The sequence below is a fragment of the Candidatus Binatia bacterium genome, assembly GCA_036504975.1.
Lineage (GTDB): Bacteria > Desulfobacterota > Binatia > UBA9968 > UBA9968 > JAJPJQ01.
The window spans coordinates 1-12,356 of the sequence record DASXUF010000001.1; the positions used below are offsets into that span (position 1 = coordinate 1).

The 12,356-nt window shown below is 59.2% G+C and carries 10 protein-coding genes; all 10 read right to left on the reverse strand.

Annotated features, from left to right (window positions below; translation table 11 throughout):
* Positions 1-128: 128 nt before the first annotated feature.
* A complete protein-coding gene (locus tag VGL70_00005; protein ID HEY3301893.1) occupies positions 129-1,076 on the reverse strand; it encodes an extradiol ring-cleavage dioxygenase in 948 nt (315 codons plus the stop codon).
* 309 nt (positions 1,077-1,385) lie between these two features.
* A complete protein-coding gene (locus VGL70_00010; protein HEY3301894.1) occupies positions 1,386-2,606 on the reverse strand; it encodes a Gfo/Idh/MocA family oxidoreductase in 1,221 nt (406 codons plus the stop codon).
* A gap of 14 nt (positions 2,607-2,620) precedes the next feature.
* Entirely contained in the window at positions 2,621-3,904 is a 1,284-nt protein-coding gene (locus tag VGL70_00015) for a Rieske 2Fe-2S domain-containing protein (protein ID HEY3301895.1), read from the reverse strand.
* Between the two features lie 179 nt (positions 3,905-4,083).
* Positions 4,084-5,217 carry a cupin domain-containing protein gene (locus VGL70_00020; protein ID HEY3301896.1) on the reverse strand — a complete coding sequence of 378 codons (1,134 nt, stop codon included), beginning with the start codon at positions 5,215-5,217 and terminating at the stop codon, positions 4,084-4,086.
* Between the two features lie 31 nt (positions 5,218-5,248).
* A complete protein-coding gene (locus VGL70_00025) occupies positions 5,249-6,349 on the reverse strand; it encodes a hypothetical protein (GenBank protein ID HEY3301897.1) in 1,101 nt (366 codons plus the stop codon).
* Positions 6,346-7,473: an extracellular solute-binding protein gene (locus VGL70_00030; GenBank protein ID HEY3301898.1), complete on the reverse strand. Its 1,128-nt coding sequence runs from the start codon at positions 7,471-7,473 to the stop codon at positions 6,346-6,348. Before VGL70_00030 ends, VGL70_00025 begins: the two co-directional genes overlap by 4 nt.
* Positions 7,474-7,764: 291 nt before the next feature.
* On the reverse strand, positions 7,765-9,390 hold the full coding sequence (locus VGL70_00035; protein ID HEY3301899.1) for a UbiD family decarboxylase: 1,626 nt from the start codon (positions 9,388-9,390) through the stop codon (positions 7,765-7,767).
* 86 nt (positions 9,391-9,476) lie between these two features.
* Positions 9,477-10,592, reverse strand: a complete 1,116-nt coding sequence (locus VGL70_00040; GenBank protein HEY3301900.1) for a cupin domain-containing protein — start codon at positions 10,590-10,592, stop codon at positions 9,477-9,479.
* A gap of 371 nt (positions 10,593-10,963) precedes the next feature.
* Entirely contained in the window at positions 10,964-12,049 is a 1,086-nt protein-coding gene (locus VGL70_00045; protein ID HEY3301901.1) for an ABC transporter substrate-binding protein, read from the reverse strand.
* A 31-nt stretch (positions 12,050-12,080) separates the two neighbouring features.
* Positions 12,081-12,356, reverse strand: a 276-nt coding sequence (locus VGL70_00050) for a type II toxin-antitoxin system VapC family toxin (GenBank protein ID HEY3301902.1), incomplete at its 5' end; no start/stop codon positions are given.

Here is a 12,356-nt window from a genome sequence, read left to right on the forward strand (position 1 = left end):
CCCCTTTGTCAAAGGGGGATGAAAGGGGGATTTCTGAATTTCTTTGCGCCCTTGGCTCAGCCACGAGGATGGCTGATCAGCCTTAGGCTGAGTCTTCGCTGGCGCGATAAACTTTGTTGATGTCATTCTCAATTCTCCAGCTCCCAGTACGCGACCGCCATGCCCATGATGGCGCGGTAAAACGGCTCGTAGGCCAACACCTTCGCCGGCGTCTTCCCTACCGCGCCCAACAGCGTGATCCACGATCGCATCTCGATGTCGCCGTGATCGAGGAGATCGCACGTCGAAAGGCCGGAGAGTTTTTCGCCTTCGCCGCGCGCCATCAATTCCAGCGCCTGGCGGTCGAACTCTTCGCTGATCGAGCCATAGGTATGGTTTCCCTGATAGTGGGGCCAGGGGTAGCCGCCGGTAAAATGGGAAAGCCCGCCGGAAGCGTAGAGCGCGACCCTCTCGGCGCCGCCGCGCCGGTCGATGATTTCCCGGATAGCTTGTCCGATGCGGTAGCAGCGCCCCGGGCTGATCGCCGGCATGTGAATCGCGTTGACGAAGAGAAGGACGACGGGGACGTCGGCCTCGGGCGCGATGGTTTTGAGAATCGGCGCGTGGGCGTGGGAGAGAAGCTCCGAGTTGGGAAAAGACTCGCTGAACGAGACATCGAACTCGCGCTCGACCAGGCCGTCCAAGAGATTCCGCGCCAGGCCGGCATGGCTCCGATAGCGGTTCCCGCCGCTTTGGCCCCGCTCGGTCGCCAAAAATTCTTCACCGACGTAGAGCGCGATCTGAGGCAGGTTGTCCTCCTTGAAGTTTTCGCTCTGGTCGTCGCCGACGAGAATCAGGGCGTCGAGTTTTTTTTCCTTGAGCTTTTGCCGCAAAAAATCGAGCCCCGACTTGACGTGCTGGTACCGCGGCCGGTTCTCCTCCAGGCTTTCTTCGGCAACCTTCGGATGTACCGGAGGCTCCACGCCGTAGCGCCGCTTGTAGCCGCCGCGATTGCGCTCGCGGTGCTGGTCCCACTTCTCCGGGTCAAGCAACGTAAACGCGTGCGAAGAAGCCATTGCGGCTACGAGCTTAGCCATCGTCTTCCTGTTCCGTCAGATATATTTTCCCTCTCCCGCTTGCGGGAGAGGGCCAGGGTGAGGGTCAAATCCGCGCTGCACCACCTTCACCTTTCATCCTCTCCCTCCATAAGGAGGGCGAGGATAAGACTGAAAGCAAAGATTCTCGCATTAAAGTTAGCCTAAGGCACAGAATTTTGCTCGCGCCCCTCGGCCTGAAAGTGAAAGCCGCCGCCCGGTCGGAGAGCCCGCGCGTCCGACACAGGCGTTGGGATTAACCACCACCCTATCGCGCGGCTAGGAGAGCGGACGGCGGCTTGCACGCACTCCTCACTCCCACGCCGGCACCTGATGCGACATCATGATCTCTTTCCGCTCCGCCGCCGATTGTAGAATTCCCAGGCAGACCTCGAGCGTCGCCTCGCCCCATCGTCCGTCGTGATAAACCGGACGCCCTTTCACAACCGCATCGTAAAGCTCCATGACTTCCGCTTGGCGGCCGACGAGCGTCTTTTCGATCGGCGCTTCTTCCTTCCCTTCATCGCCGTAAATGATGATCCCATCCGGCGACTGGCGCATGTCCCCTTTCTCGCAACTCACGAGCGTGAGGCCAAAAAATTTCTGGTGCTTTCTCTCGTGCTGATTTTCTTCCAGTCCCGGCCAACCGTGGCTTACCGAGCCTTCTTTTATGCCGCGCTCGCCGTAGCGCATTTTCTCTTTGAAGGCTTCGAGCTCTTTTTCGCGGTCGGGTCCCCGGATCTTGTTGAAGCTTTTCCGCGCGTGCGCGTTGGTTTCCGGGTGGCGAAGATACCCGCCTTCGCCCACCCATTCGTAAAGCTCCGCCGTGTCGAAAAAGCCGTAGCCGCTGTAGATGACGGTCGCCGGAACGCCGTTCTCGAACTCGAGGTAGCAGACGTGCGCTCCCTCGGCGCGCGTCGCGTCCCAACGGCCGGTCATCGCTCTCACGCTCCGCACTTTGCCGCCGCCGAGCAGTCTCACGATGTCGATCTGGTGCGGCCCCTGATTGAGCACGACTCCATGGCTCGCGTTCAAGTCCTTATCGGTGTAGGGCCGCACCATGAAATCGTTATAGTTCCACGTCTGGATCATACAGAGCCGCCCGAGTCTCCCGCTTTGGATAATCTCGCGCATTTTTCGGATCGCCGGATCGAAGCTGTGCGTGTGACCGCAGAGAAGCTTGATGCCGTATTTCTCCGCCGCGGCGTTCATCGCTTCGCACTCATCGATCGAGAGCGCCATCGGTTTTTCCACGATCACGTGCTTGCGGTTTTCAGCGGCGGCAATCGTGTGGCGCGCGTGCATCTCGTGGGGGGTTGCGATGTAAACCGCGTCGACGTTGGGGTTTTGGACCAACTCTTCCAGAGTTTCGTAAACCTCGCCGCCGAATTCTTCGTGGAATTTTTCCCGGGCGCTCTTGCGCTCGTCGGCCGCCGCGGTGACTTTGATATACGGAAGCTGCACGATCTCGGGCAAGACGCGCGTGGCCGCCTCGCCGAGCCCGGCAAATCCTATCCGTAAGATCTCCGGCATACGTTGCTATCTCTCTAGCGATTCGCAAAGAGGAGAGTTTCCAGCTTCCGCGTTTTTTCCTTCATGTACTCTTTCCACGGCTGTGAGGCCGGGACCACGTCGTCGCCCGCGTCTATGAGGAAGCGGTTTCGCTTGGGGTCCCGCACCACGTTGGCCGGCTCTTTCCCCTCCTGCAGGTCGCGGATCGCTTTGAAAAGAAACTTCCGCGCCACAATCACCGCCACGTCCATGGAGGCCAAGTGCTCCCGGCCCCGGTCCTGCACCGCGCCCATTCCCTCCGTGACGCAGAGATCCTGCACCTGGAAATTCATGCCGATGCCGCTGTAGCTCTCCTTTCTCATCGATTCTCGATCTTGCCGGTAGCGATTCCCTTTGTGACGGGTAGGCCGGTAGTCCCGCATCATATCCGCGCGCCGTCTCCTCGTCCCTTCCTTGTCCATCGGGCCCTGCCGGCTGAATATGAAGGTATATTTCCAGTGATGCTCGTCGTCGATCGGGACATGCCAGTTCACCGAGTAGGCGCCCTCAATCCCATATTGCTCGCCGAAGAACGCGGTAAAGCTCGGCAAGACGAACTCCGTCATGTAGAGCTTGTAGTGGTCGGGGTCGTCTTTGAGCCGCCGGAGCTTGTAGCTTCTCACGCCGTATTCCGTCAGCTCGGCCTCGTAGCTCTCCATTTCGGGAGCCGAGCCCCTGCGGTTCAAATCCTCACCAGGCACGATGTCAGCGTCTCGGTTATGAGGGTTGTAATGCAGGAACGAGAGGTGGGCGAGATCGATGTTGCCTTCGTTGGCTTGGAGATAATTGCACTCGTGGAAAAGCTTGATGCCGAAGGCCTGCTCGTCCGGAACGGCGAGGAATTCGTAATTCGGAAACAGCGGCGGCTCTCCGGGACCCATGTAAGTGAAAACGATCCCCGCCTTTTCGACGCACGGATAAGCCGGATGGCGAATCGAATCTTTATTGGCTCCGCCTCCGGGCTCGCCCGGCTGGTCGAGGCAGCGGCCATGAATGTCGTAAAGCCAGCCGTGGTAGATACAGCGCAGGCCGCCGTCCTCCACCCTGCCGTAGCTCAAATCTGCGCATCGGTGCGAGCAGTGAAGGCCCAAAAGACCGAGCCTTCCCCGATCGTCTCTAAAAAGAACCAACTCCTCTCCGAGCAGCATCAACGGCACCGGTGCGCCGCCCGGCGGAATTTCCTCGGCAAGCGCCGCTGGAATCCAGTAGCGCCGCATCAGCTCGCCGCACGGCGTTCCAGGGCCGGTCTGAGTTAAAAGATTGTTTTCTTCTTTGGTCATGATTTACAGTCCTGCGGCAAAATCAGTCGTAACTTCACCTCAACTCTTCCCTCTCCCCCACGTTTTTTGTGGGGGAGAGGGTAAGGGTGAGGGGCTCTGAGCTTAGGACCCTCACCCCTGCCCTCTCCCACAAGCGGGCGAGGGAGCAAAATGACATACCAGAAACACATCCACGGAGGTCACTCCCGCATGTCCGACTTGATGCCGTTGGCGGCCAGCGCCGTCTCGAACATCCGCTTTATCTCGGGATCTTCCCTGTCGTACTCGATCTGCGTGCCGCCCTCGTCCACCGGCGTGAAAACCCCCTCGCGTGTGGCCGCCTTGCGCACGCCGAACGGATAGATCCGGCTGCCGTTGCGAAAAGCAAGCTGGAGCGCCGCCTCCTTGCCGGTGTTGAAGTGCTGATGGAACCATCCGGTCGGCGGGCTGAAAACGCTGCCGACTTTCCATTCGACCTTGACGACCCGCTCCCCTTTTCCTTGCGCGAACGGCTGCGTCCCCAGCTCGTTCGGCCACATGAGGGTATAGCCCTCGGAGCGGAGGATCAACAGCACGGCGCCGCCGCCGTGGTGGTGCGCCTTGGCGTAGCGTCCCACCGGCCAGTCCGCGAGATGCGTGATCAGGCTGTTCCCCGCCGGCTCGACCTGAACGATATTGTAGCCGCTGCCGTGGCCCGTTCCCTGCCCCTCGTTCGGCCGGTCGCCGCTGTTTCTTTTGCGCAGGCGATCCAAAGCCGCCGGCGCGTCGTGCACGACGTTGACCTCCCAAAGTCCTTTTTCCACCGCGGCGTCTTTCGAAAAATAGTCCGGCTCTCCGGCGTAGCGGTCGGTAAACTGAAAATCGCAGCTGCGGACGAATTTCTCGTTGTGGAAGAGATCGAAGACGAGCGGCGCCGTGGTCACGGAGAGAAAAAAAACCGGCTCGCTGCCGGTGTTGACGAACTTGTGCGGCGCGTTGAGCGGAATCGCGAAGAGACTGCCCTTCTGCCAATCGAAGGAGTTGCCCCCCTCGCCGGGCCCGAAGAGCTGGGTCTTCCCTTTGCCTTTGATAACGTAAACGACTTTCTCATAGAGGTGCTTTTCCGTTTTGGTCTCTCCTCCGGGAGCGATCTCGGCCGCATACATTCCGGTGATTCCTTCCATCCCCTTCAACTGAACAAAAGCGGCCCGGCTCCCCAGGTTCTCCCACTGATTCAGCGGCTGTTGTTGCAGATCGGTCACCCCGTAGCCCGGAATGACGGGGATGCCCTGCTCCTCCATCCATTTCTCATAAGGCGTCGGCCGTGAACCGCGCGTCATGCTATTGTCCGCCATTATTTGCCTCGTTTCTTTTTTGACATGCTTTTTACTTTTTACTTGCCCCCAGCGCCTCTTCGATGACGGCGATGATCGGCTTCATCTCGAGCTTTCCCTGGACGTCGAGATCCATATATTTGACGCCGTCCATTCGTTTATTCTCGGCCGGCACCTGATCCTTGGGAATATCGATTCTGAGCGAGTCCGGCGCCTCGTCCGTCGACTTGGACAGGGCGCGCTGCAAGGTGAGCTGTCCCTCGCGGGAGAGAAACCAGTTGATGAAAACCTTTGCCGCGTTGGGATGGGGCGCGTTGTTGACGAGACCCATCGTGCCGTACTGCGAGACGAGTCCTGCCCCTTCTTTCATGGCGGCAAAACTATCGACGGGGAGACCCTGGTGCTTGGCTTTGGGAATATCGGAGCAGAAAAAGCAGATGGCGAACTTGCCGGCGGCCAGCCAGTCCGGCCCCTGGCGGAAGTCGCGAAACAGAGTGATGTCCATCTCGCCGAAAAGCCGCCGGATGAATTGCGGGCCCAGCTCCGGGTTGTGGTAGAAAAAGCGCAGCGCGCCGTTTCCCGGCCCCGGCACCCGTGCGTCGCGGGCCTCGATCTTCCCTTTCCACTTGGGAGTAAGAAAGTCCCAGAAGGAGGTGAACTCCTTTGGGTTCACCTGCTGGCTGTTATAGTGGGCGGCGCCGGTTTGAGGCACTCCGGTGAACCTGAAAACGTATTGACCTTCGGGATCGAGATAGCTGTGTTTGCCACGCCACCACTTGGACTCATCGACCACCTCGGGAAGAACGAGGGCGGGCTTGATCGGATCGAATACTTTGGCCGCGTGCAGGGTATTGTAGTTCGAGTTGAAGCCCTCGATGCACACGTCGGCGAGATACTTTTCCGCCCGCCGCTCGGCCAGGATGCGCTTGGCGATGTCGCCGCCGCCGCGCAGCGAAACGCCGACGAGCTTGATCTCGGGAAAGCGCTTCTGAAAAACCCCTTCGTCGAGCACGGCCCCCCAGCCACCGATGTAAACGTTGACCTGCCCTTCCTTCTTGGCCGCCGCCAGTATTTTTTCCCACTCCTGCGCGAAGGCGGGCCGCGCAAAGGCACAAGTAAAAAGTAAAAAGAGAAAAAATACGCCTCTCTTCATTTTTTACCTCCCACCAGCGCTTCTTCGAAGAGCTTCAGAATCGGCGTCCGGTCGAGCCACTCCTGGCGGCTGTCGAGGTCCATATAGTTGGCCGTGTCCAGGCGGCGGTCTTTGGGCATCACGTCGTCTTTGGGAATATCGATGCGCAGTGAATCCGGCGCGCCTTCACCGCTCTTTGCCAGCGCCTTCTGCAGCGCGCTCTGGCCTTCGCGCGAGAGGAACCAGTTGATAAAGACCTTCGCCGCATTGGGATGCGGCGCCTTGTTGACGAACCCGAGCGTGCCGTATTGCGACACGAGGCCCATTCCCTCTTTCATCGGGCCGAACTCGTCCACCGGAAGCCCCTGGCTCTTGGCTATGTCCACGTCGCCGCCGCAGCCGAAGCAGATAGCATACCTGCCGCTCGCGAGCCAGTCGGTTCCCTGGCGCAGGTCGCGAAAGATCGCGACCTGCATCTCGCTGTAGAGACGCCGGATAAAGTTCGGGCCGATTTCGGGATGATAGTAAAGGAAGCGCATCGCGCCGTTGCCCGGACCGGGATCGCGGAAATCCCGCGATTCGATCTTGCCCTTCCATTTCGGACTCAGAAAATCCCACACCGATTTGAACTCGGCCGGATTGACCGAAGGGACGTGGTAGTACGCGGAGCCGGTCTGGGGGATGGCCGCGTAGCGAAAAACATACTGCGCTTCCGAATCCGCATAGCGATGCTTGCCGCGCCACCACTTCGACTCGTCCACGACTTCCGGCAAGACGAGCAGCGGCTTCAGCGGATCTAAAACTTTCGTAGCGTGAAACATGGTGAGGACCGGATTGATGCCGTCGCTCACGACATCGGCCAGAAACCTGCCCGCTCTCCGCTCGCTCATCACGCGCTGCGCGATCTGGGCGCCCTTCCCCGTGACGGCGACGACCTTGATCTCGGGAAAGGCTTTCTGGAACTGGCCCGATTCTATGACTCCGCCCCAGCCGCTGATGTAGACATGGACCTCGCCCTCTTTCTTGGCCGCTTCAACGGTCTTCTCCCAGTCTTGCTGCCAGGAAGGCTTCGTCTGTGCGAGAACCGGGAAGGTCAAGGCGAAAATAAAAAGTAAAAAAACGAGAAGAAAATAGGCAAGAGGCACTGCTGCTCCGGAAGCGAGTCCTTCGGGCGCAAGACTCCGGGTCGCGGCCGATAGGCCTGTGCCATGAGTCGAACTTTTCTTATCGGACGTCCGCGACCCTCCGCCTCGCGCCCTCGGCCTCGCAAGAGAAAGCCGCTGCCCGGTCGGAGAGCCCGCGCGTCCGAGTCGAATGTTGGGATTAACCACCGCCCTATCGCGCGGGCTCGGAGAGCGGGTGGCGGCTTTCACCGTCAACGGTAATCCTAATTCCGCATGGGATTTCTGATCCATTTTGCTTTAACTTATTTCTTCTTAACCTCTTTTCAACATGTCCTCGCGGACTTTTTCCTGGAGCTTGGCCATCTCCTCTCCGACTTTCAGATACTCTCCCTCAGCGATCAAGTCCGCGTAGCGCTGGAGCTTCTCGTCCCAATGGCCCAGGGTATAGCCGTACCACGGCTGCTTGAGGTTCGGCGCGGGCAGATCGCCGTGCTCGCTCCAGATCGCCAGCGCCCGCTCCATATATTCTCTCTTGGGCAACGCGACCGGCGGATAGGGCCACTTGCGCGTCGCGTCGATCAGGACGCGCGAATAGCCGTGCGCCCGCGCCGATTCCATTTTTCCCTTCCCGGAACCCGTCGGAGCCGCCGAAGGGTCCAGGCCCCCGCTGCGTCCCGGAATGATCGATATATCCTCCTCCGGCCGCATGCTGAAGCTCAGAGCCCAGATGAGCAGCTCCGGATCGCGCACGTCGATATCGGAGTCGACCGCGACGAAGAATTTTCCGCCGGTATGCACTCCCGCGGCGGCTTGCAGGATTTGCCAGACGTTCTCCGGCGTGCCCTTATGAACGCGCAGGATACAGAAGTTGTTGCCGCCGCCCGTTTGGGGACAATAGACCTCGTCGACCGGAAAGCGGCAGCCGTAGCGCAGATGCTCGTACATCATCGCGCTCTGGCAGAAGCCCCAGACCGCGTTGGTATCGCTCGGCGGGAAGCCCACGAGGACCGGCGTGAACATCGCATCTTTTCGGTGCGTCACGGCGGTCACCTGCATCACCGGCCGCACGTTGTAGTCCACGTTGATGTAGCCGGGATATTCGCCGAACGGGAGCCGCGGCTCGACCGTTTCGGTCGAAATGATTCCTTCGATGACGCACTCGGCGTGGGCCGGCACCTCCAGTGGTATGGTTTTGCAGCGGACCAAATCCACCGGCGCTCCCGCGATCCCGCCGGCCACCGCCAGCTCATCCACGCCGTACGGGATGTCAGCCGATCCGGCCAGCATGATCTCCGGCGCGCCGCCGATCACGATCGCGACCGGCAACCCTTCGCCGCGCCGTCGCGCGGTCCGCCAGTGATAAAAGACGGCGTCGTGCGTGGTGCTGATCGCGGCCACCATGCGATCCCGCGCGCGCGCGAATCCGTTGTACGTTCCCACGTTGCGGACTCCGGTCTCGGGATCTTTGGTGATCATCGGCAGTCCGGTGCGCAGCACGCCGCTGAAGCCCGGCTCCTCGACGGGTATGGGAAGCTCGTCGAGGCCGAGGCTCTTCATTTCGTCGCCCGTGTGAACCTCGTCATGAACCGGACCGTCGTTGACGAGCAGGGGCGGCAGCGGATGGGCCATGCCTTGATGCCATTTTTCCAGAGTCTCGGAGGGTTTTTCGCAGCCTATTCCAAGGGCGAGGATTTCCTCCGAAGCGCCGTAGATGCCCGCCACAACCGACATCTCGTACTTTTTTCCTTTGGCGCCGACGACGTTTTCGAATAGCAGAACCTTTCGCTCGGAATCCTCCAGGCCCCTCTGCTGCACGCGGTAGACCGGCAACAGCTCCGTATCTTTGTTGATGGGCTCCCTGAAGCGATACACTTTGCCTCTCTGCTCCAGTTGCTTCAGCACGCTGCGCAAGTCTCGTTTGTCTGTTCCCTCTGCCATGGCTCGATCCTCTGGACTAGGAATTACTTTCCGTTTTCGCAGGGAAAATTTCAAGGCAAGTTCATGAACATTCTGTCGAGCACGAGTTATGAGGAGAACGCCGGCATCCGGCAGGGGACCCCGGCTTCTTTGAGCGCGCTCGCGAAATCGCGCCGGATGGCGGGATCCTCGTCCTCGTACTCGATCATGTTGCCGCCCTTCTTAAGGCTCATGACCGCGGCGCGCTCGTTGCCGACGCCGCGGAGCCCCATGCGGTATTTGGCGCCGCCGGTGCGAAAAGCGATATGCCGCGCAGGCTCCGATCCCGTGTTGAAGTGCTGATGAAACCAGCCGTCCGGCGGGCTGTAGACCGAGCCCTCTTTCCAGTCGAGCTTGATCACCGCGTCGCCGCGACCGTCTTTGAAAGGCGTCGGGCCGAGGTCCTTCGGCCATAGAAGGACATAGCCTTTCGATTTCAATCCCAAAAGCACGGCGCCCGGCCCGTGGTAATGGGCTTTGTGGTAAATGCCCACGGGCCACTCCGAGATATGTCCGGTGAAAACGTTCTCCGAGATTTCAAATCCCATAATGCTCACGCCTGCTCCCTTGGGGCGCTCGCGCGGGTCGACGAAGGCGGTCCTGAGATCGGCCACGAAGTTGCTGCTCAAGACCGCGTGCTCCCCCGGCGCTCGCTCCACCACCTCCGCGCGTCTGAAGTAATCTTCTTCCCCCAGGTAGCGGTCCTGGAAGACGAAGGCGTCGCCGAAGACGAATTCCGGGCTGTGGAAGAGGTCCATCACGATCGGCGCGTTGGTGACCGCGAAGAATAGCGCCGGCTCGGAGCCGCCGTTGTAAAGGCGGTGCCAGGTGTTGAGCGGCGGAGAGAAAAAGCTTCCCTGAGCCCACTCGAAGATCCGCTTGGGCTTTCCGTCCTGCCATATTTCCGTCGCGCCCGCGCCGCGCAAAATATAAATCAACTCCTCGTAGAGGTGCTTCTCCGGCTCGAGCGACTTCCCCGGCGGAATCTCCATCACGTACATGCCGGTGAAGCCGCTTTCTCTCATGCCGCTGAGAGAAATAAACGCTCCTTTTCCGCCGGCGCGCGCCCACGTCTTGCGCTCGATCTCTTTCACGTCCTCGATCCCGCCCGCGGCCTGGACGATCGGGACCCCTTCTCCCTCCATCCACTCTTCATAGGTGGTTTTGGGAGGAACCTTGCTCATGCTTATGGGACGCCGCATAGTAATTTTGGATTTTAGATTTTAGATACTAATGTCCTGGAATTAAAGTTCGCTTAAGAATTGCAGTATACGACGACGGCTCATTCACGTCTGAAATCCCCCTTGATCCCCCTTTTTTCAAAGGGGGATTTTTTTCTCCGTTACTCCGTTAACCCCTCTTTGGAAAAGAGGGGAAAGGGGAGATTTTTGCCCGAACGATGCAGCAATTATTCCGCAAACTTTAGATACATCACACTAATCGAAAACGGTTCGACCCTCCTCACCGTCCTGAGCCCGCCGAAGGATCGGCAATGGTTCGACTATTCTCACCACTGGTCGAAAATCTAAAACCTGTGGTGAGCGACGTCGAACCATCATTTAATTACCTTGTCCGCCCGGTACAGCATCGACTGCGGGATCGTCAGGCCGATCTGCTTTGCGGTTTTAAGATTGATCACCAGCTCGAACTTCGTCGGCTGCTCGACAGGTAAATCGGCTGGCTTGGCTCCCTTCAGGATTTTGTCCACGTAATAAGCTATGCGCCGGTTGCTGTCCACGACGCTCGCCGCATAGCACATGAGGCCGCCGGCATCTATAGCTTCACTATTGCTGTAGACCGACGGCAACCGGCTCTTTAATGCAAAGCCCGCGATCCGTTTTTGGTTAGCACGTATTAGCGGCCCCCCGGGCACGTAGAGGCCAGCCGGGCGCTCCTTGGTTAGTGCAGCGAATACCCTCTCGAAGCTGTCCGCATCTCGTACCTCCCAAGGCTGAAGAATCAATCCCAGCGCACGCGCCGCCGATGGGAGCACTTCTTTCACCTCGAATACACTGGGGGGAACGGCCGGCTCGTAGAGAACCGCTACACTGGCAAGTTTGGGAACGGCTTCTTTGAGCAGCTCGAGCCGCTTGCCGCCTAGTTCTCTCGAAAGGGTTGTAAGGCCGGTAATGTTGCCGCCGGGACGGGCAAGACTTTCAACAAAGCCTGCCTCGACAGGATCAGCCGCAAGGCCCGACATGACGATGGGAATCGTCTTGGTCGCATTCTTGACCGCTCGGATCGGTGGGACTCCCGATACCACGATGACATCGACCTTGAGACGCACCAGCTCGGTCGCAAGCTCAGGGAGCCGATCAAGCTTCCCCTCCGCATATCGGTACTCGAAGGCGATGCTCTGTCCTTCTATGTAGCCAAGCTCGCGCAGAGCCAACTTAATTGCCTCGGTACGGGCGGACTCACTAGCCGGGTCTTGCGCCGATAGATACCCTATCCGCTGGACCTTCTTCGGCTGCTGCGCCTCGGCGATGGTTCCATAACCCTCTAGCGTCAGCACAATGGCGAATAGCCTAAGCAATATTTTCATAGTTGCCCCGGCAACATTTTGCTTATCAATCGTCGGAGGCAAAAGCCCGCGTTCCAATCTCAAGATATTTGAGCAAAACTTTTTGCCTTTGCTCACTGACAACCGTCGATCCCACTCGGCACGCCTTTCACCACAAGGTTCGAACGGGATACTGGTGAATTAGCTCATCGGAAGTCAGAATCACGAGATGGTGCACGACCGCTTGGCAAACCAACATTCGGTCGAAAGGGTCCTTATGCAATAGCGGAAGCCTGCTCAGATACAGAGCGGCTTCTTCATCGAGCTGCAACGGATCGATGCCATGTTGCTTGCGCTGGAGCGGAACGAAACGTCCCGGAGGTTCCGGCAGAGGCAGCCTGCCCAAAGCATATTTTACAGCGATCTCCCACGCGGAGACTGAACT